13 protein-coding genes are annotated in these 20146 nt (G+C 72.2%); 4 read left to right on the top strand and 9 right to left on the bottom strand.

Features of this window, described 5'->3' with window-relative positions; all coding sequences use genetic code 11:
* The first annotated feature begins 76 nt into the window (after positions 1 to 76).
* From WMF14_RS05230 to panD, 4 genes are all read left to right on the top strand, one after another.
* Positions 77 to 1183, top strand: a complete 1107-nt coding sequence (locus tag WMF14_RS05230) for a metallophosphoesterase (protein ID WP_437799092.1) — start codon at positions 77 to 79, stop codon at positions 1181 to 1183.
* Between the two features lie 202 nt (positions 1184 to 1385).
* The gene (locus WMF14_RS05225) at positions 1386 to 1562 is read left to right on the top strand and encodes a hypothetical protein (protein WP_272100284.1); all 177 of its coding nucleotides are present in this window, start codon (positions 1386 to 1388) and stop codon (positions 1560 to 1562) included.
* Positions 1562 to 2704, top strand: coding sequence for a hypothetical protein (locus WMF14_RS05220; protein ID WP_437799091.1), 1143 nt, complete (start codon positions 1562 to 1564; stop codon positions 2702 to 2704). Before WMF14_RS05225 ends, WMF14_RS05220 begins: the two co-directional genes overlap by 1 nt.
* Before the next feature lie 117 nt (positions 2705 to 2821).
* Positions 2822 to 3211 (top strand): aspartate 1-decarboxylase, encoded by a 390-nt coding sequence (panD, locus tag WMF14_RS05215; RefSeq protein WP_272100281.1) that lies wholly within the window; start codon positions 2822 to 2824, stop codon positions 3209 to 3211.
* Positions 3212 to 3286: 75 nt separating this feature from the next.
* Here panD and WMF14_RS05210 read toward each other — a convergent pair whose 3' ends face one another.
* The 9 genes from WMF14_RS05210 to WMF14_RS05170 all read right to left on the bottom strand — a co-directional run bounded on the left by WMF14_RS05210 (position 3287) and on the right by WMF14_RS05170 (position 20036).
* The gene (locus WMF14_RS05210; protein ID WP_437799090.1) at positions 3287 to 4672 is read right to left on the bottom strand and encodes an MATE family efflux transporter; all 1386 of its coding nucleotides are present in this window, start codon (positions 4670 to 4672) and stop codon (positions 3287 to 3289) included.
* A gap of 409 nt (positions 4673 to 5081) precedes the next feature.
* Positions 5082 to 6734, bottom strand: coding sequence for a hypothetical protein (locus WMF14_RS05205; RefSeq protein WP_437799089.1), 1653 nt, complete (start codon positions 6732 to 6734; stop codon positions 5082 to 5084).
* An 8-nt stretch (positions 6735 to 6742) separates the two neighbouring features.
* The gene (locus WMF14_RS05200; protein WP_437799088.1) at positions 6743 to 8830 is read right to left on the bottom strand and encodes a PhoX family protein; all 2088 of its coding nucleotides are present in this window, start codon (positions 8828 to 8830) and stop codon (positions 6743 to 6745) included.
* Between the two features lie 603 nt (positions 8831 to 9433).
* Positions 9434 to 9637, bottom strand: coding sequence for a hypothetical protein (locus WMF14_RS05195; protein ID WP_272100273.1), 204 nt, complete (start codon positions 9635 to 9637; stop codon positions 9434 to 9436).
* 152 nt (positions 9638 to 9789) lie between these two features.
* Positions 9790 to 12240 carry a sodium-translocating pyrophosphatase gene (locus tag WMF14_RS05190; protein ID WP_437799087.1) on the bottom strand — a complete coding sequence of 817 codons (2451 nt, stop codon included), beginning with the start codon at positions 12238 to 12240 and terminating at the stop codon, positions 9790 to 9792.
* Positions 12241 to 12735: 495 nt separating this feature from the next.
* The gene (locus WMF14_RS05185) at positions 12736 to 14487 is read right to left on the bottom strand and encodes a protein kinase domain-containing protein (protein WP_437799086.1); all 1752 of its coding nucleotides are present in this window, start codon (positions 14485 to 14487) and stop codon (positions 12736 to 12738) included.
* Positions 14488 to 14691: 204 nt separating this feature from the next.
* A complete protein-coding gene (locus WMF14_RS05180; protein ID WP_437799085.1) occupies positions 14692 to 17241 on the bottom strand; it encodes a sensor histidine kinase in 2550 nt (849 codons plus the stop codon).
* Positions 17242 to 17262: 21 nt separating this feature from the next.
* Positions 17263 to 17967 carry a DNA-directed RNA polymerase gene (locus WMF14_RS05175; protein ID WP_437799084.1) on the bottom strand — a complete coding sequence of 235 codons (705 nt, stop codon included), beginning with the start codon at positions 17965 to 17967 and terminating at the stop codon, positions 17263 to 17265.
* Positions 17968 to 18131: 164 nt separating this feature from the next.
* Positions 18132 to 20036, bottom strand: a complete 1905-nt coding sequence (locus WMF14_RS05170) for a hybrid sensor histidine kinase/response regulator (protein WP_437799083.1) — start codon at positions 20034 to 20036, stop codon at positions 18132 to 18134.
* Positions 20037 to 20146 lie beyond the last annotated feature (110 nt).

Genomic DNA, 20146 nt, shown 5'->3' with positions numbered 1-20146 from the left:
GCGTCGAGGCGCCGCCGCGGCGCGTCCACCGCTCGCCATGGTACACCCCCGATCATCCCCCGGAGGATCGCGTCCGATGTCAGCCGCTCCCCGCTTCACCGCGCTGCTCGCCGTACTGCTCGCCGCGGGCTGCGACGCCGACCGACCCGCCTCGACGGCGCACGGCCCGGCCGCCGCCGCCTCGTCTCCGCCCTCGCGCTCCGCCGAAGCCACGGCCTCGCCGCCGCCCGACGCGGATCGCTCCTACGCCTACCCGGCCGCCGAACGCGTGGTCGCCATCGGCGACGTCCACGGCGACCTCGCGGCGACGCGCGCGGCCCTGCGGATCGCGGGCGCGATCGACGGCGCGGATCGCTGGATCGGCGGCAAGCTCGTGCTCGTGCAGACGGGCGACGAGATCGACCGCGGCGACGGCGAGCAGGAGATCGTCGACCTCTTCGATCGCCTCGCCGTCGAGGCGCGCGCCTCCGGCGGCGCCGTGTACGCGCTGAACGGCAACCACGAGGTGATGAACGTCCAGCTCGATTTCCGCTACGTCACCGAGGGCGGCTTCAAGGACTTCGAGGACGTGCCGGGGCTCGACACGTCGGGCCCTCGCCTCACGCCTGTGCCGCCCCCCGCGCGAGCCCGCGCCGCCGCGTTCGTCCCCGGCGGTCCCTACGCCAAGAAGCTCGCGGCGCGCGACGTGATCATCGCGGTCGGAGACACCGTCTTCACGCACGGCGGCGTGCTCCCGGCCCACACGCGCTACGGCATCGCGCGGATCAACCGCGAGGTGCGCGCGTGGATGGAGGGCAAGAGCCCCTCCACGCCGGCCGTGATCGCGGCCGAGGACAGCCCGGTGTGGGCGCGCCTCTACTCAATCGAGCCGCCGCCGAGCCCGGGGTCGCCCCCCTGCGCGGCGCTGGACCAGACCCTCGCGGCGATGTCCGCGAAGCGCATGGTCGTCGGCCACACGGTCCAGAGGCAAGGCGTCACGTCGGCCTGCGGCGACAAGATCTGGCGGATCGACGTCGGCATGGCATCGCATTACGGCGGAAAACCAGCAGCGCTGGAGATTGTCGGTGACACCGTGCGCGTCTTGACGGCCGACGCAACCAAGGCGGCCGAGGCGTCCAGCGCAACCGATGCAACCGCAGCCAGGGCGACCAACGCGACCAACGCGGCCAAACCGAAAAAATAGACGTGATGGTGAGAAAATTTCAGCGCCGTCCGCAACGCGATCGCGTGTCGTCATCGACCATGTTTACGTTCACAATCACGCCGAGAAGCGCTGAGAGCAGAAGGCCCCCGGGAGCGCCCGAGCTCCATTGACGGGCGCGGTGAGAACCGGATAACGTGAATAGCAAACTGGGGTTCTTCGATCCCCAGGGGAAGGGAATCAGATGCCCGAGCGGCCGCTCGCGCTGATCCACGAGGCGAATCTGAGCGACGGGGTGACTACCCTGACGCTCGGCGAGCGGCGCCCTCCCCTCCCGGTCCCCCCTGCTGCGCCGGCGCTCCTGAGCCGGTGCCGGCGGTTCGAGCGCGGTACCGCGCGGCTCGACGCGGGGAGCTGTTGATGGACGACGACGAGCTGCTGCGCGCCCTCACGCGCATCGCACAGCGGGATCCGACGACCGATCCGCGCTGGCGCAGGCTCGCCGAAGAGACGCGCCCGGAGGACGCGCAGAACGCTCCGGGAGACGCCGCGGACACCGCGGCGCGCTCGAGCGCCGAGCGCGAGGCGCGCGAAGTCCGGCCGCCCCTCGACGACGAGACGCGCGCCCGGCTCGCCGACCAGCTCCTCGCCCAGCTCCGGGAGCCGCGCGGCGGTGCGCCCGCGCCGTCTCCGCTGGCGCGTCCAGCGGTCGATCGGAAGTCCGGGATCCGCTTCCGGTGCCCCGAGGAGTGGGACTGCGACGCGGAGGAGGCGAGCGACGTCGCCGACGCCTCGCCGCTGGGCGCGGACGCCGACTCGCTCAGCGGGACGAGCGCGCCGTCCACCACGGACGCGCCGGTGTGTCGCGCGATCGACGGCGAATCGGTGCCGCCCGGGACATCGGAGCCGCCGGGGGATCCGCGCTCGAGCGCGGCGCCTGGGCAGCCTGCCCAGCGCGCGCAGGACGGCGCGGACGCCATCGCCAGGCCGCCGCGCAAGGGCCTGCCGTACCCCGAGCTGGCGGTCGAGCGGCGGACCGCGCGGCGGACGGCTCCGGCGGCGCGGGCCCGGGCGGCCGTGGGCGTGGTCGGCTGGGTCGTGTCGGCGGCGCTCGTGTCGCTGCTCGCGCTGCGGCCCGCGCCGTTCGCGCCGGGCGCCGCCCCGCTCCCCGACTACACGCTCGCGACGACCCTCGGCGACGGCCAACAGCAGGGCGACCGCGGGCTGGGCACCCCGCGCCACGTCGGCAGGGGCGAAAGGCTCACGATGGCGCTCTCGCCCGGCACGCGCGTGCCAGCGCCGGTCGCGGTAAGGGCCTTCCTTGTGCAGGGCGGGAGCGCGCGCCCGTGGTCCGTGCAGGTCGCGCTGGACGGCGCCGGCGGCGGGCGCATCTCGGGCACGCGCGAGGAGCTGTTCCGGGACGTCGCCGAGGGCCCCTGCGAGGTCGTCCTCGTGGTCGGCCACCCCGACGCGCTGCCGGGCCCAGACGACCCGCTGCCCGATGAGAACGCCGTCCACCTGGCAGGTGGCCGGCTCCTGCGGCAGCGATTGTTCCTTGACTGACCGACGCCTGCGCGCATGAGGTAGCCCGTCCTTTCCCTGGCGGGGGAGGCCCGCCTCGCCCGCGGGCCTGCGGCGCGCGCCGCCGTCCCTGGTCGGGAAGGGCAGAGGGCATCACGCATGAACCGACGGATGTTCAAGAGCAAGATCCACCGCGCGACCGTGACCGACGCGGATCTGCACTACGAGGGCAGCGTCACGATCGACGCCGACCTCCTGGAGGCCGCCGACATCCTGCCGTACGAGGCGGTCGACATCTGGAACGTGACGCGCGGCTCCCGGCTCACCACGTATGCGCTGGCGGGGGCGCGCGGCTCGGGCGTCGTGTGCATCAACGGCGCGGCGGCGCACCTCAATCAGCCCGGCGACCTCGTGATCATCGCGACGTTCGCGGACATGGACGACGCCGAGGCGCGGCGGCACACGCCGCGCGTGCTCCGCGTCGACGGGCGCAACCGGCCGCTCGCCGACCAGCCCCCCGAGACGCCGGGGCCGCTCGCCCCCAACTGAGCGGGCGCGGGCCGGCCGGGCGCCTCGCCCGAGGCGCCGGCGCCGCGCGCCCAGCCAACCAACGGAGCGCGCACGTCACCCGGCGTGCGGCAGCGCCCGCGTCACCGGCGCGCGGGCCAGCCGGACGAAGCGCGCCGAGAGCCCCACCGCGACGGCGATGAGCCCTGCGGTGAGCCCGAACCAGAGCCCGCGGACGCCGAGGTCGAGCCCGAAGGCGAGCCCGATCGACAGCGGCAGGCCGAAGGCCCAGTGGGCTCCGAGGTTGGCCCAGAACGGGAACCGCACGTCGCCCGCCCCGCGCAGCGCGCCGGCGGCGACCGCCTGGACCCCGTCGAACAGCTGGAAGAGCGCGGCGATGCGGAGCAGCGGGACGCCGATGGCGAGGACGTCGGCGTCCGGGGTGAACGCGCCGATGAGGGCGCGAGGGAAGGCGGCGTACGTCGAGGCGCTCACGCACATGAGGCCGGCGCCGAGCAGGAGTCCGAGCACGCCGGGGCGCAGCGGCGACCGGCCCGCGCCGACCGCGTGCCCCACGCGGACGGCGGTGGCGCCGCCGACGCCGATGGCGCCCATGAACGTGAAGGAGGCGAGCCCGATGGCGATCTGGTGCGCCGAGACCACGGTCGCGCCGAGCCGCCCGGCGAGCAGCGCCGTCATCCCGAACACGCCGACCTCGGCGAGGAGCTGCAGCCCTATCGGCACGCCGAGCCGATAGACCGCCGCCACCGGCACCGTGCCCTCCTCCTCGCGGGGCGCCGCGCGCCGGCGCCGCGCGGAGAAGAGCACGATCGACGACAGCACCGCGCTGGCGAGGCTCGCAGCGAGCCCCGCGCCGAGCGCGCCGAGCTGCGGCAGGCCGAGCGGCGGAAGGCCCACCCAGCGCAGCGCCTCGTCGCCGCGGACCATCAGGTTGCAGGCCACGACGTTGACCGCGTTCGCCGCGATGACGGCGACGAGCGCGGGGCGCGTCGCGCCGTGGGCCTGGAGGAAGTTTTTCCCGGCGAGGAACACCGGCCAGAGGAAGATCCACAGCGCGTGGCCGAGGATGTACCGGCGCACGCCGGGGACGAGCGCCGGATCGACGCCCATGGGCGCGAGCGCGAAGGTCGCCGCGAGCGCGGCCCCGAACGCGACGGCGCTGACGGGCAGGCTCGCGCGCAGGGTCGCGCGCAGCGCCGCCCACGCCAGCCCCGGGCGACCAGCGCCGATCGCCTGCGACGCGAGCGGATCGACAGCGGCCGAGACGCCGGTCCCGAGCGCGTTGCTCGTGTGGACGAGGGTCCTCCCCATCGCGCAGGAGGCGAGCTCGTTCACCGAGACGCGCCCCACGATCGCGACGTCGACGAGCGCCATCGCGATGAGCCCCGCCTGCGCCACCGCGATCGGCAGCGCAAGGCGCGCCAGGACGCGCAGCTCGGACCGCGTGCTGTCCGCGGCGAGAGGGGCGGAAGCAAGGCTCAAGGGGTCACCGGCTCGACAAAGGGGCGCCACCATAGCGCGCCGGGGTGGGAGCGCTCGCCGGAGGTGGGACAACGATCTAAAAGATGAGCAGTTACGAAAGCTTATAAAGAAACGAACGAGCCAACCCGAGAAGAGAAGAAGAAAAAAACGCCAAGGCGCAAAGGCGCAAAGGCGCAAAGGCGCAAAGGCGCAAAGGCGCAAAGGCGCAAGGAGAGAGATAGAGCCTCTCTCAGCTCCGGGCGTCGTCTTGCACGGACAGCACATTTCCGTGCTTCGGCGCGTCGCCGTGCGCCCAGCAGCGCTCACTCATTCTTCTCTCTTTTTTGCGCCTTGGCGCCTTGGCGCCTTGGCGGTTTTTCGCCTTCCCGCTGCGCGTCGCTCCGCCCTCTTCGCGCCCGCGCCCCAGGCCTCACCAGGCGAGGTGGACCCTGCCGTCGAGGTACACGCGCTGCGCCTCGCCGAGGCCCGTCGACTCGCCCTCCACGACGCGCAGGATCCCCGTCGCGGGCCCGAGCGCCACATCCCGCCCCGCCTCGAAGCGCTGCGCTCGCACCAGGGCGCGGTAGGCCTTGTCCAGCAGGAGGGCCCGCTCGCGCGACGGCGCCACGAGGTACGCGAGATCGCGGTCGCCGCCGGGCGCGCCGCGCCGCACCTCCGCCTCATCGAGCGCGCCGCCCGGGAAGAAGCGGGCGAGCATCTCCGCGTTCCCGCGGTAGTCGTCGGCCCCGCGGGCGCGGCGCAGGTAGGTCAGCACCTCCGGCTCCGCGTGGCCGGCCTGCGGCACGTCGGGCATGCCGCGCAGGTCCTGGTGCCGCCATCCGGCGGCGCCGGGCACCTTGCGCGCCAGCGAGAAGGTGTGATCGACCGTCACCCCCACCGCGCCGTGGCAGCCCATGCACGCCCGGTGCTCCTCCGCCGTCTGCAGCCGCAGCCGGCCCTGCTCGTCCTCGATGAACGCCTGGATCTGCCAGCCGAACGCGTTGCGCAGGCCGACCTCCGGCCCGCCCGGGTGGAACGGCGGCTGCCCCTCGTCCTTCTCTTCCGCCTCGCGCTCGTACGCGCGCGCGATGGCCCAGTCGTCCGGCTCGTCGACCTTGCGCGCGTAGCGCAGCTCCTTCATCCGCGCGGCGAGCAGCGCCGGGCGATCCGGGTCGAGGTACCGCACCGAGTGCAGGAGCTCCGCCCCGCGCGGGTAGAGCCACGTCCGCACCGGGATACCGGCCGCCCCGCCGGCGTACCGCGCGGGCAGGCGGATGATCCGCGTCACCGCGGGCTCGAGCGCGCCGTCGCCGTCGAGATCGACGCCGGCGAGGAGCTCGCTCACCGGCTCCACCTCCCGCCCGGCGGCCGCGTCAGCGGGGCCGGCCGCGCCCTCCCTCGCCAGGGGCGACGGCGACGCGATCGCCGCCTCGAGCAGCGCGAGGTTCAGCTTGTACACCTCGCGCGACGGCGCGCCCGAGGCGTCCTCGCGGAACGCGGCAGGCAGCCGGAGGAACACGTCGCCGGCGCTGCCGTTCGTGGGCCAGAAGCTGCCGGGGAACGGCTTGTAGCGGACCGCGCGGAAGCCGCTCCCGTCGCGCGCGAAGCCCTCCTCGTCGAGCCCGGCCCCGAGGTCGAGATCCGGCACGTAGCCCGGGTAATCTCGGCGCGCGGCGAGCGCCTCGCGCAGCGGCGCGTAGTTGTCCTCCCGGATGTACTCGAGGATCTCCGCGTCGCTCGTCCGGGCGGCGGCGGCCGAGAGGTCCTCGAGCAGGTTCGTCCAGGGGTTCTTCCGGGCGGCGTCCGAGAAGGTGGTTTCGCGCTGGAGCTCGTGATCGGCGAGCGTGTTCGGTCCGATCCCGATCGTGTGGCACGTCCAGCAGCCGTTCGCGCCGCTGGCCGTGGTCGCGTAACACATCGGCGGGATCGACGCCTCGGGGTTGCCCGCGTCACCGGCGCGCGCGGCCGCGGTGGCGAGCGGGTCGTAGCCGCCCCCGCCGCAGCGCGCGCCCGCGGCGAGGACGGCGGACAGCGCCGCGAAGGCCAGGGGCGCGGACAGCAGGCGCGCGCGGCGAGCGGGCATGGCGGAGATCACTCGGGCAGGAAGGTGACCGCGATCACGCTCGACAGGGAGGCGTCACCCTTCGGCCACGTGCTGTAGGCGTTCTCGCCGGGGTGCTGCACCGACATGAAGATCGTGCCCATGTCGGGCGTGAAGGACGGGCCGGTCGCCTCCGCGTCGCTCGGCAGCGCCACGACGCGGAACGCCTTGCCGAAGCTCGGCTGGGTCACGCCCGGCTGGCCCGCGCGGTGGGCGGGGTCGAGATCGAGGTAGTAGAAGGCGTCCGCGTGGGAGGCCACGCCGAAGTTGCCGTCGGTGCCGAACCACACGCCGCCATCGCGGTCGAGGAGCAGGTTGTCAGGGCAGGAGGCGTCGAAGTCACCCTGCCCCTTCGAGCCGTGCCACACCTCGAAGTACAGGAACTCGGTCGACGCGCCCGGGTTCTCGGGGTCGGACTCCTCCAGCGAGAAGATCGAGCCCACCGCGTCCGCGCGCTTCGGGGACTGGGTCGCGTGGGTCGCCGGATCGTGGACAGCGCCGCCCTGATCGAGCGACGTTTGCCCTGTGTGGTTGGTGAACGCCACGTAGATGCGCGGCTTGCCGCTCGGGTCGCGCGGGTTCCACTCGATGTCCTCGGGCCGGTTCAGCTCCATGATCCCGACCTTGTTGCTCGCCGTGAACAGCGCGCGCCAGACGTCGTAATCGGTCTGGAAGCCGCCGATCCGGTTCCAGTTCACGTCGCGCAGCGCGTCGCCGACGGTCTTGGCCGGCGCGCCGAGCGCGGCCGCGTTCGGCGCGAGGGCGGCGCTGTCGACGGAGAGCTCGATCCACTGCCCCGTGCCCGGGGCCGCCTCGGTCGGGGCCGCGTGGGTCGCGACAAGGGTGTTGCCGGTCGTGTTGTCGAGCCCTGCCATGTGCGCCGCGTAGAGCTTGCCCTCGTCGAGCAGCGCGCGGATCGCCGCCCGCGTCATCCCGGCCGTGTAGTTGCCGCTGGTCACGTACTTGTAGATGCGGCCGCCGCGGCGATCGTCGGTCCCGTAGACCACGATCGGCCGGCCCGGCACGAGCCTCCACGCGTCGTCGACAGCGAACGTCGCGGCCTCCCAGCGGGCGCGGCCCATGAAGCCGAACTTCTTGTGGCCCGTGCCCGGCTGCGTCTTGCCGTCGTACTCGCCCGCGGGCTGCCCCGGATCGATCTCGGTGAGGTAGCCGTAGTGGTCGCGCGGCTGCCGGCCGTTCGGATCGGAGATGCGCCCGAACTCCGCGCTGGTGCTCGCCTCGAAGACCGGGCTCACGGGCGCGCCCGGGTCGAAGCCCCGGCCGGCGAGGAACCGCTGATCTCCCGACCAGCTCGCCTCGAGATCACCGTAGTAGTCCTGCACGTTCTCCTCGGCGGTGATCACCGTGCCCCACGGCGTCTGCCCGCCGGCGCAGTCGCCCATGATGCCGGCCACGAGCCCGCCAGCGAGCGCCGCGCCGGTCGCGTCGTCGTGGCCCGGGCTCGAGAGCTCGTGCCCCGCGAGGCGGCTCAGCGTCTTGCTCGTCGCGTCGTAGCGGACGGCGGTCGCGCTCCGGTCGACCGACCACGCGCCCGTCGCCGGGTCCTGCACGGTCCGGAGCCAGGAGCCGCCGACCTCCTTCTTTTCCCAGCGGATATAGGTGTCGACGTCCGCCTGCGACCAGACGTTCGACTCGACGTCGTTCGTGAGGACGCCGAGCTTGCGCAGGTGTCGGGCCAGCGTGAGGTGCTGCCCCGTCGGCGCGGAGCTGACCGTCGGGCTTCGCCCGGAGACGTACTCGTGGTTGACCCAGAGCCACCCGGCCATGGCGGAGCCGTTCCACTGCGGCGCGTCCCCCGCGGTGGCGGCCCACCCTTCGCCGAAGAACGCTGTGTAATCGTTGTTGGCGCCGAAGCGGGGCGCGTCCGGCGCGGTGCTGAAGGTCAGCGGATCGAGCCATGTCACAACGATGTCGGAGCGCACGCCGGCGAGCGCACGGATGGTGTCGGTCGCGGCCGCGCGGAGCGGGAACTGCTCGCCCTCGGGCAAGGTGCCGGTGGCGAACAGCGCGACGCGCTCCCTCACGTAGTCCGCGAGGTTCCCGGCGCTGCTCCACACCGGCGCGTCGTCGCCGGGCGCACCGGGCTCGCCGGGTGCTCCGGGTTCACCAGGCGCCCCAGGCTCACCGGGCGCCCCGGGCTCACCTGGCGCCCCAGGCTCACCGGGTGCCCCAGGCTCACCGGGTGCTCCAGGCTCCCCCGGCGCCCCAGGCTCACCGGGCGCCCCAGGCTCCCCCTGCTCACCGGGCTTCCCCTGCTCACCGTTCGTGCCGTCCTTGCCCGGTGCGCCCTGTTCACCGGGCGCGCCCTTCGCGCCATCCTCGCCGCAACCGCTCCCGATCGCGGCAAGGCCGCCTGCGAGCACCAGAAGCAACGCCGTCCTCAGGGTCCGCCTCGTCATCATTTCCTCGTCTCCGCCGGGTAATGGCCGCAGACGATGCCTGGCGACGGTGGCGCCCCAATGCCCCTCACGCGACGAGTTGTTGTCAGAGACCGCCCGACCCTCGAGCAGGCGTGTCATGAGCACCACACGACCGGCGACCACGCGCGGACGCCACGGCGAAGATGCCCTCGGAGGACCAGCGCCGCCGCGCGGCTCGCCATCACCGCGCGCCCGTCATCACCGCGCGGTTGTCGTCACCGCGCGCCCGTCGTCGCTGCGCTACTCGTCGTCCTCGTCGGGCACGACGACGTCTTGACCGAAGCGCGCGCGCGCTTCGAGCAGCTCCTTGTCCGAGATCCAGGTGCGCTCACAGCCGAGGAGCGGCTCTACCTGATAGACGTCCTTGCGCTGCTCGCCGTGTCCGTCTTCGAGGACCCGGACTACCTCGTGATGGAAGCCGCAGGTGGGGCAGAGCGCTCGCATGAAGGGTCACTATAGTGCGGGCGCGCTGAGCGCAAGGCCCTCCCCCCGCGCGCCGTCGACCGCGGAGCGGCGTCGGGCGGCGGGGGAGGTCAGCGTGTGTGAGGGGAGCGCCGGGGCGCAGGGAGCGCCGAGCGCGAGAGGAGACGCCCGGCTCAGGCCGTGGCGCGGGCGCCGGCAGCGGCGGTCGTCTTCTCGTCCGACTTGATCCGCATCCCGTAGAAGGAGCGGTACACGAACACCATCGAGAGCACGAAGAAGATGCCCGCGAGCACGAGGCTCGTCCCGCGGTCGATCTCGATCGCCAGCTCGACCGCAAGGAGGCCGAACAGCGTCGTGAACTTGATGATGGGGTTCATCGCGACGGACGAGGTGTCCTTGAAGGGGTCGCCCACGGTGTCGCCGACGACCGTCGCCGCGTGGAGCGGCGTGCCCTTCTCCTTCAGCTCCACCTCGACGAGCTTCTTCGCGTTGTCCCAGGCGCCGCCGGCGTTCGCCATGAAGATCGCCTGATAGAGCCCGAAGAGCGCGATGCTGATGAGGTAGCCGATGAAGAAGAACGGCTCGAGGCAGGCGAAGGCGAGCGTCGAGAAGAAGACGCCGAGGAAGATGTTGAACATCCCCCGCTGCGCGTACTGCGTGCAGATCTCGACCACCTTCTTGCTGTCGGTGATCGAGGCCTTCTCCACGCCCTCGAGGCGGATGTTCGCCTTGATGAACTCGACAGCGCGGTAAGCGCCGGTCGAGACCGCCTGGGTCGACGCGCCGGTGAACCAGTAGATGATCGCGCCGCCCGTCACGAGGCCGAGCAGGAACGGCGGGTGGAGCAGCGAGAGCTTGTCCACGTTCGACGTCAGCTTGTTCGTGAGCACGACGATGATGGAGAAGATCAGCGTCGTCGATCCGACGACCGCCGTCCCGATGAGCACCGGCTTGGCCGTCGCCTTGAAGGTGTTGCCCGCGCCGTCGTTCTCCTCGAGGTAATGCTTCGCCTTGTCGAAGTTCGGGGTGAACCCGAAATCCTTCTTCAGCTCAGCCTCGACGTTCGGGACGTTCTCGATGAGCGAGAGCTCGTAGACCGACTGCGCGTTGTCGGTCACCGGGCCGTAGGAGTCGACCGCGATGGTCACCGGGCCCATGCCGAGGAAGCCGAACGCCACGAGGCCGAAGGCGAACACGCTCTCGGCGATCATGAGCTGCCCGAGGCCCTGGGCGGAGAAGTAGTACGAGATGCCCATCAGCACGACGAGGACGATGCCCATCCAGTACGCGCTGAAGTTGCCGGCCGTCAGGCCCGACAGGACGTTCAGCGAGGCGCCGCCCTCGCGCGACGCGGTCACGACCTCGCGGACGTGGCGCGACTCGGTCGAGGTGAAGATCTTGATCATCTCCGGGATGATGGCGCCCGCCAGGGTGCCGCAGGTGATGATCGACGAGAGCTTCCACCAGAGCGTCGTATCGCCGCCGAGGTTCGGGATCATGAACGCCGACACGGCGTAGGTGAGCGCGACCGACACGATCGAGGTCAGCCAGACGAGGCGCGTCAGGGGGGCCTCGAAGTTCATCTTGTCGGCGTCGGCGTAGGACCCCTTCGCGATCGCCTCGTTGAGGAGGTAAGAGCCGATGCTCGCGAGGACCATCACGATGCGCATCACGAAGATCCAGACGAGCAGCTGGACCTGGACGGCGTGGTCGGGGACGGCGAGGAGGATGAACGAGATGAGGGCGACGCCGGTCACGCCGTAGGTCTCGAAGCCGTCGGCGCTCGGGCCGACCGAGTCGCCGGCGTTGTCGCCGGTGCAGTCGGCGATGACGCCCGGGTTGCGCGCGTCGTCTTCCTTGATGTTGAAGACGATCTTCATCAGGTCGGAGCCGATGTCGGCGATCTTCGTGAAGATGCCGCCCGCGATGCGGAGCGCGGAGGCGCCGAGCGACTCGCCGATGGCGAAGCCGATGAAGCACGGGCCGGCGTAGTCGGCGGGGATGAAGAGCAGGATCATCAGCATGAGCATGAGCTCGGTGCTGATGAGGACCGCGCCGATGCTCATCCCGGCCTTGAGCGGGATCGCGTACGTCGGGAACGGCTTGCCCTTGAGGCTCGCGAACGCGGCGCGCGAGTTCGCGAACGTGTTGATGCGCATGCCGAACCAGGCGACGCCGCAGCTTCCAGCGATGCCGACCAGGCTGGCCAGCAGGATGACCACGACCTTCGCGGCATCCATGTGACGCAGCACGCCGAAGTAGAGAACCATGACCGCGCCGATCAGGATCTCGAGCATCAGGATGAACTTGAACTGCGTGACCAGGTACGTCTTGCAGGTCTCGTAGATGAGCTCCGAGATCTCCCGCATCGCGCGGTGGACCGGCAGCTTGTTCAGCTGCGAGAAGGTGACGAGCCCGAACACGAACCCGAGCGCGCAGACGCCGATGCCGCCCATGAGGAGCGTGCGGCCGTCGACGCCGCCGAAGGACTGGGTGCCTAGGTCGGGGAGGATCAGATCGGATTCACTGGCGCTGGCGAGCCCGCCGCTGAGCAGCAGGGCAAGCGCAGCGAGCCCGGCCAGCAGCGGTGCGAGCCAGGCCTTGTGGGACCGGAGAACGTTCATGGACGGTGTGCCTCCATCGCAAAATCAGAGGCAGAAGACGGCGCCATCGCCGCCCGCTGCTTCGTGGTTCCGAGGGGTTGGCCGCCTGCGTAAAGGGGAAGGGGACCGGCGCGCTGCCGGATGGGCTCTTGCTCTAACGCCGACGCTTCAGCACAGCCTCGTCCCTCGACGACCGGAGGGTGACGGAGTGCCCAGTGCTGCCAGGCATGCCTCCACCGTGACCGGACCCCCGAGGCGCGCGCTAGCTACCATGCACCAGAGACGCCGTCGAGAGGGCGCGATGCGCGCCCACGACGAGAAGGCCTGTCAGCTGCGCGACGTCAGGAGATAACTTAGGGAAATTACGTACGATGATGGGAGATTACGTACGATGGTGGGAAAAGAAACGAGCGCTGACGACCGAACGCCGTCACACGCTGTCGCGTTCGGTCGCATTCAGCTGCGCTCGGACGCTTTCAGCCGCGCTCGATCGTGTTCAGCTGTGCTCGGCCGTGTTCAGTTGCGCTCGGTCGCGTTGTTCAGCCGCCGATCCGAGCCGGAGAGCCGCTGATCCGAGCCCGAGTCCGCGCCAGGGCTGGCGTGGGACGTGAGGAGCTCCGCCACGAGATCGCGACACTCCGGCTTGTTGCGGAGGTGGCTCAGCAGCAGGTTCGAGGCCTCGCTGAACGACTTCTCGTAGGCGAGCCCCTCGCGCGTGCGCGCCGCGACGCGCTCGCGCCCCTGCGCCAGGTCCTCCTCCAGGGCCTCGGCGTAGCGGGCGAGCTGGGCGCGGAGCTCGTCGATCTGGCGGCGCAGGTCGCGCGCGTTCGCCTCGCGCGTGTTCTTCTTGTGCTCGTAACGCCCGAGCTGCTCGCGCTTCGCCTGCGCTGTCGCGCCGGCCGCGCCCGCGCGCTCGTAGACGAGCGGATCGTGGTTGCCCTGGCGGGCCGCCCCGTCCGCCAGCTGGCGCGCGGACAGCGCGAGCTTCTCGGCGGCGGCGAGCTCGACGCGGACCTTCTCGACGTCCTCGCCGTCGGCCATCGCCTCGCGCATCACGCGCGACTCCTCGTGCGCGAGCTCCTCGACCTTGCGGCCGATCTCGGCGCGCAGCGCGCGGCCGCGGCGCTCGAGCGCCTCGAGCTTGCGGGTGAGGCTCGCGACCTCGCCCTCGAGCTTGTTGGCGCGGGCGGCGAGGTCCCAGGCCTGCGCAAGGCCGTTCTGGACCTCCTGCGGCACCTGCCCTGACGGGTAGGCGCGGGAGACCATGCGCGAGAACAGGGCCGCCCGGCTCGCCCACTCGATGACGCCGGCGCTCTGCGGCGGCGGCGGCGGCGGCGGCACCGGCACGCCGTCGCTCCCCTCGACCTCCCACGCGTGGGCCGGGAGCCCGCGCTGGAGCGCCTTCAGCTCCTCCTGGAGGTGGTGGGCGTCGCGGTAGCGCTTGCGGATGTCCTTCTCGAGCAGGCGCAGCACGATCGCCTCGCCCTGCGAGTGCGCGTCGGGGCGGATCGAGCGGGGCCGCGGCGGCGCGTGGGTCCGCTGCATCTCGAGGAGCGTGTCCCGGTCGTTCGCGCGGAAGGGGAGCTGCCCGGTCAGCATCTCGAAGAAGAGCACGCCGAGCGCGTAGAGGTCGGACTGCGCCGTCGCCTCCTCGCCGCGCGCCTGCTCGGGCGACATGTACTCGGGCGTCCCGAAGACCGCGCCCTTCGGGGCGAGGCGCGGGTCGCGCGCGATGGCGGCGAGGCCGAAGTCGAGGATCTTGACGAAATCCTTCCGGCCGCCGCGGTGGGTGAGCAGGATGTTGTCGCTCTTCAGGTCGCGGTGCACGACGCCGAGGTCGTGGGCGCGCGCGAGCGCGGCGCACATCTGCTCGAGGATGTCCACCGATCGCGCGATCGGCATCGGGCCGCGCGCGAGCTCCGCCGAGAGCGGCGTGCCGACGAGGTATTCCATGACGAGATAGAGCTCGCCCTCCTCGGTCTCGCCGATGTCGTGGATATCGATGATGTGGGCGTGATCAACGCGGTTTGCGGCGCGCGCCTCGCGCAGCATCCACGCGCGGAGGTGGGTCTCTCCGCGGAGATCGGGCCGGATGAGCTTCAGGGCGACGACCCGGTCGATCAGCACGTGGCGAGCGCGATAAACGACGCCCATGCCGCCTTCGCCAAGCCGTGCCTCGAGCCGGTACCTGCCGGCCACGACCTTGCCGATCAACGGATCGGTGCTCGAAGCCTTGGGACCTGCCGGTCGCTGAATCGCGCGCTCCATGGTGCCTTCGTTTCTCCTCAGCGCTTCCCCAGATGAGCCGTTCGCGTCTCTCAGGGCCTTATTGCGCTGTGCGGTGAGTCGGATCGCTCGCTGAACGTATCCGGTTTGAAACAGCTGGTCTACGGGCCCGCGGTCGGGTGGCGATGAATCTCTTCGCGCTCCGTTTGGAGGTGGGGTGGGAGACCGGCGCCGATGGCGCGCGCGTCAAGCCTGCGCGACAGGTCGTACGGGCGGGCACGCCTCTGCGGGCGGCCGTGCGGGCGGGCACGCCTCCGCGGGCGGCCGTGCGGGCGGGGGGGCATCGCCTTGCGGACGGGCGCTCGCTGGGCGAGGATCGAGGGGTAAGCGACAGACGAAGCGCGCGCCGTGGAACGAGGCTTTCGCGCCGGCAGAGGACGGGCGCGGGCCTGCGCCGCGCCCGTCCTCTGCCGGCGCGAGGGCGAGCGTGCCGCCGTGCCTGCGGACGATGTCGGTCGAGATCGACAGCCCGAGGCCGGTCCCCTGCCCTCGCGGCTTCGTGGTGAAGAACGGATCGAAGATGCGCTGCGCGAGGTCCGGCGGGACGCCCGGCCCGCTGTCCGAGATGGCGACGGCCGCCATGTCCTCGTCGATCCAGGTCTCGACGCAGATCGCCGGCGCGCCGGGCGTCCGCGGCGCCGCGCCGCCGCCGGAGGCCCCCTCCTCGGCCGGCGCGGCGGGCGCCGGCGGCGCCTCGAGCGCCTGGATGGCGTTGACGAGGAGGTTCATGAACACCTGGTTGATCTCGCCGCCCCGGCAGGTGACGGGCGGCAGCTCGCCGTAGCGCCTGATCACCTCGATGCGGGCCTGCCGGAGCCGCGGGCCGAGCAGGAGCAGCGTCTCCTCGAGCCCCGCGTGCAGGTCGACCGGCAGCGGCTCCCCCGAGACGCGCGAGAAGCTCTTCAGGTTCGTGACGATGCGGACGCTGCGCTCGACAGCGCGGTGGACGAGGGTCGAGATGCCGACGAGATCGTCGAGCGCCGCCTCGGTCTGGAGGCGCTCGCGGAGCGCCTCGAGCGCGCGGCGGCGGTCTTCCGGGAGATCGCGCTCCGCCTCGCGGTACGCGTCGAGGACGGCGCGGAGCTCCGCGGCGCGCTCCTCGATCGGCTGGGCGGCGCCGGCGATGGCGTTCAGCGGGTTGTAGATCTCGTGCGCCACGCCGGCCACGAGCTCGCCGATGGAGGCGAGCCGCTCGCCCTGGATGAGCGCGGCCTGCGCCCGCTTCAGCTCGGACAGGGCGCGCGTGAGCTCGGCGGTGCGCGCGGCGACGTTCTCCTCGAGGCCGGCGCGCTCGGCCTCGAGCTCGGCGATCGTCCGGGACAGGGCCTGCCGCATGCGCTCGACGCTCTCGCCGAGGCCCACGACCTCCTTCGGCCCCGACAGCCGCGGCACGGCGGCGTCGAGCTCGCCGCGCGCGACCTCGTCGGCGGCGCGGGCGAGCCGCGCCATCGGCCGGGAGAGCTCGCGCGCCGCCCGCGCGACCACGCCGAGGGCGGCGAGCACGAGGAGGGACAGCGAGGCGAAGAGCGCGGCGATGGCGTTGAAGTCCTCGTCGAAGGAGGAGCCGGTGGCGAGCGCGCGGTAGAGGCCGATCGAGGAGAAGAGCGAGAGCAGCCCCGTGAACAGGAGGGGCAGCCCGAAGTCGCGGAGCATGCGCCGCCGGAGGGGCATCGGGGGCGCGCCGCCGTGCTCGGGCGCGCCCGTCCAGGCGCGCAGGAGGTCCACCGCGCGGGCGACGGAGTCCTTGTGCCAGGCGCGCTGGTAGAACGAGACGCCGAAGGCGAAGAGGGCGCCGAAGCCGAGCTGCATGAGCGCGTCGGCGACGCTGGAGGTGGCGCTGACGCGCACGTAGGCCATGCCGATCGCGGTGCACCCGAGCCACAGCGCGAAGTTCAAGGAGGCGAGCACGTCGGGGAGCCGCTCGGCGCTGGCGAGGCCGCGGCCGAGCAGGGCGCGGTCGCCGGAAGGGCCGGCCGCGAGGGCGGCCACGGTCGGGCGCGTGGCGGGGCGCACGGCCAGGGTGAAGCCGAGGGTGCCGGAGAGGGCGAGGAGGGGGACGACCTCGAACCACGCCTGGAACACGACCTGGCTCTGGGTGCGGAGGAACGCGACGCAGAAGAGCAGCATGACGTGCCCGCCGACGATGCCCGCGGTCGCCGCCGACTCCGCGAGCCTCGGCCGGAGCGCCGCGGCGAGGGCGCGCGCCGAGGCGGCGTCTCCGGCGCCGCCCTCGACGGCGCCTTCGCGGAGCAGGGCGCGGTAGATCGCGCGGCGCATGCCGCCCGCCATGACGCCGAAGGCGACCGCGGTCACCAGGAGGCCGAGCCACGACGGCGGCGTCGCGCGGCCGATCCCGAGCGGCCCTGGCCAGGAGGGGGGCGCGGTCGGGACGCCTCGGAACGCGAGCGGCAAGACCGCGAGCGGCCACGAGAGGGTGCGGATCGCCGCGGCGACGGCGAAGCCACGGTCGCCGCCGCGGGTCAGCGCGCCCGAGAGCGCGGCCGAGGCGGCCAGGGAGGCGAGCAGCAGGATCGCCGGCCACGGCGTCGTGAGGGCGGCGGGAACGACGGCGGAGAGGAACAGGAGCGCCGAGAACAGCTCCCAGCCGGTCGCGACGAGCTCTGCGCGAACGCGCGGGGCGCGGAGCACGGCGGTCGGGAGCGGCGGCGGCGTGGTCACGAGGCGGGCGGCATGGAAGCGCAGGGCGCGCGCCCTCGCAACGGCGCCCGGGCTCACGGCGGGGCGCGCCTCCGCGCGTCAGCGGCCGGGGAGGCGGACGCCCGGGAGGACGGTGCGGCGCTCGACGACCTCGTCGAGCGCGTCGGCGTCGATCAGGAGGTGCGCCCGCAGGCTGTCCTCGATCGCCGAGAACACCTTGCCCTGGTAACGGATCTCGCGGCCTGGCCCGGCCGCGAGCCAGTAGTTGCCGCCGGGGCCGCCGCCGTCGCCGGCCGCGCTCGGGCTGGCGAGGAGCGGCTCCGCGTTGCCGGGGAACGGGTCGGGCGGGGTCGCGAAGCCCGGGAACGACGGCGCGGGCGGCGCGAGCGGCGAGGAGGCGAAGGGCTCGGGGCCTGCGGAGAACGTGAGCGACGCGCCGGGCTCGAAGCTCACCGACAGGGCGCCGCCGCGGGCGGCGACCACGACGCCGGGCGTGCGCTCCTCGACGACGACCTCCTCGATGACCTTCCCGGAGACGAGCAGGAGCTTGTGGCTGCTCGTCACCTGCGAGCTCTCGGCCGTGAGCTCGCGGCGCAGCGCGATCTGGTGCGAGACGTAGAATTGGAGGTTCTTCACGTCGCTGTCGCTCAGGTCGTGCTGCACCCGGAGCTCGTGCGTGAACGGGACGAGGCGGGGGCCGCAGCCCACGAGGAGGAGCGAAAAGAGCGCCAGGAAGAGCGGGGCGGACGCCGTGGACAGGCGCCAGCGCGCCGCGGCGTGGGTCGTGTGGACAGAGAACGGCATGGGAGCCCTCGTTGAGGAGGCCTCGGCGAGATGGCCGCGGCGCACCTCTCCGCAACGGGGCGGCCGGGCGCAGCTTACAGCGGGCGAAGAACCGCTCGGATGGTGCCTGCCGACGCCACGGCGGAATCGCCCTCGCCTCGGGGGCGCGTGACGGGATGAGGCGCTCAGCCGGCGCCAGGACGAGCGGAGATGTCCGCCAGGTGCTGTCTCAGCACGTCCGCGCGGATCGGCTTGACCAGGTGCACGTCGAACCCGGCCTCCCGGCTCATGCGGCGGTCCGCTTCCTGGCCGTAACCGGTCATCGCCAACAGCGATATGCCCGCGAGGCCCGGAATGCGACGCAGCGCGCGCGCGACGTCATAGCCTGTCATGCCCGGCATGCCGATATCGAGCAGCACGACGTCCGGCTGGAGCTGCGCCGCGAGATCGAGCGCTGAAGGACCGTCGAACACGGCGTGCACGTCGTGGCCCATGCGCTTCAGCAGCAGCGCCATGCTCTCGGCCGAGTCTCGGTTGTCGTCGACGACGAGGACGCGCAGCTTGCGCCCCGCTTGCGCTGCGGGCGCGCCCACCGTCGGCGGCGCGAGAGGGCGCGTCCGCCGCGGCAATCGCACGATGAACTCGCTGCCGCGGCCGGGCCCCTCGCTGAGCGCCTGGACCGTCCCGCCGTGCAGCTCGACCAGCCGGCGCACGATCGTCAACCCGAGGCCCAGCCCGCCCTCGGAGCGATCGAGGCCGCGATCCCCCTGCGTGAACAGGTCGAACACCTGCGGCAGCAGCTCGGGCGATATCCCCGCGCCGTTGTCGCGGACACGGAGCGTCGCGTGCGCGCCGTCCGCCTCCACGGTGACCCGGATCGAGCCGCGGGGCGGCGTGAACTTCGCCGCGTTGTGCAGCAGGTTGCTCACCACCTGCGTGAGCCGCGCCAGGTCGCCCTGGACGATGGCGAGCGGCTCGGCGGGCAGCTGCACCTCGAGGACCTGCTCGCGCGCGTCGATCCAGGTCCGGGACGCTTCCGCCGCGCGCGCCACCACGTCGGCGAGATCGATGCGCTTGGACTCGAGGGCGATCTTGCCGCGCGTGATGCGGCTCACGTCGAGCAGATCGTCGACGAGCCGCACGAGCTGACCGAGCTGTCGTTCCATCAGGCCGGCCGCCCAGACGACCTGGGCGTTGTCCTTGCCTTCGAGCTTGAGGACGCTTGTCGCGTTGGCGATCGGCGCCAGCGGATTGCGCAGCTCGTGCGCCAGCATCGCCACGAACTCCTCCATCTGGCGCGCGTTGGACTCCATCTGTTCCAGGCGCTTGCGCTCGCTCAGGTCGCGCGTGATCTTGGTGAAGCCGCGCAGCTCGCCGTTCGGGCCGCGGATGGCCGTGACGAGGACGCTCGCCCAGAACGACGAGCCGTCCTTGCGCACGCGCCAGCCTTCGTCCTCGAAGCTGCCTTCGCGCCGCGCTTCGGCGAGCACCGTCTCTGGCCGGCCGCGCGCGATCGCCTCGGCCGGATAGAAGCGCGAGAAGTGCGTGCCGATCACCTCTTGCGCGGAGTATCCCTTGATCCGCTCCGCGCCGGCGTTCCACGTGGCCACCCGGCCCTCGGGGTCGAGCATGAAGATGGCGTAATCCTTCACGCCTTCGACCAGCGTGCGGAAGCGCTCCTCGCTGTGCCGCAGCGACTCTTCCTGGCGCTTGCGCTCGGTCAGATCGCGCGTGATCTTGGCGAAGCCGCGCAGCTCGCCGTCGGGGCCGTAGAGGGCCGTGATGATGACGTTCGCCCAGAACATCGAGCCGTCCTTGCGCACGCGCCAGCCTTCGTCCTCGAAGCGGCCTACGCGCCGCGCCTCGGCGAGCTCTGTCTGTGGCCACTTCCGCTCGATCGCCTCGGCCGGATAGAATCGCGAGAAGTGCGTGCCGATCACCTCTTGCGCGGAGTATCCTTTGATCTGCTCGGCGCCTGCGTTCCACGTGATCACGCGACCCTCGGTGTCCAGCATGAAGATGGCGTAGTCCTTCACGCCTTCGACCAGCATGCGGAACTGCAGATCGGCGCCGAGCCCTGTCGGATCCATGCGGCACAGCCTACAGCATGGTTACACGTTCGCCACGCCGTGCTCTCCCTTCCTGTCCTGCTCTCCGCGTCCGCGAGCCGTCATCGCGGCGGCCGGCAGCGGCGAGTGAC

The sequence above is a fragment of the Sorangium sp. So ce693 genome (assembly GCF_051521375.1).
GTDB classification, from domain to species: domain Bacteria; phylum Myxococcota_A; class Polyangia; order Polyangiales; family Polyangiaceae; genus Sorangium; species Sorangium atrum.
This window is presented reverse-complemented; position numbering and strand designations above follow the sequence as displayed.

Bases quoted from the DNA above. Each gene is read 5' to 3' on its own strand.
- WMF14_RS05230 (WP_437799092.1), top strand. From the start codon at position 77: ATGTCAGCCGCTCCCCGCTTCACCGCGCTGCTCGCCGTACTGCTCGCC.
- WMF14_RS05225 (WP_272100284.1), top strand. From the start codon at position 1,386: ATGCCCGAGCGGCCGCTCGCGCTGATCCACGAGGCGAATCTGAGCGAC.
- WMF14_RS05220 (WP_437799091.1), top strand. From the start codon at position 1,562: ATGGACGACGACGAGCTGCTGCGCGCCCTCACGCGCATCGCACAGCGG.
- panD (WP_272100281.1), top strand. From the start codon at position 2,822: ATGAACCGACGGATGTTCAAGAGCAAGATCCACCGCGCGACCGTGACC.
- WMF14_RS05205 (WP_437799089.1), bottom strand. From the start codon at position 6,734: ATGCCCGCTCGCCGCGCGCGCCTGCTGTCCGCGCCCCTGGCCTTCGCG.
- WMF14_RS05195 (WP_272100273.1), bottom strand. From the start codon at position 9,637: ATGCGAGCGCTCTGCCCCACCTGCGGCTTCCATCACGAGGTAGTCCGG.
- WMF14_RS05190 (WP_437799087.1), bottom strand. From the start codon at position 12,240: ATGAACGTTCTCCGGTCCCACAAGGCCTGGCTCGCACCGCTGCTGGCC.
- WMF14_RS05185 (WP_437799086.1), bottom strand. From the start codon at position 14,487: ATGGAGCGCGCGATTCAGCGACCGGCAGGTCCCAAGGCTTCGAGCACC.
- WMF14_RS05175 (WP_437799084.1), bottom strand. From the start codon at position 17,967: ATGCCGTTCTCTGTCCACACGACCCACGCCGCGGCGCGCTGGCGCCTG.
- WMF14_RS05170 (WP_437799083.1), bottom strand. From the start codon at position 20,036: ATGGATCCGACAGGGCTCGGCGCCGATCTGCAGTTCCGCATGCTGGTC.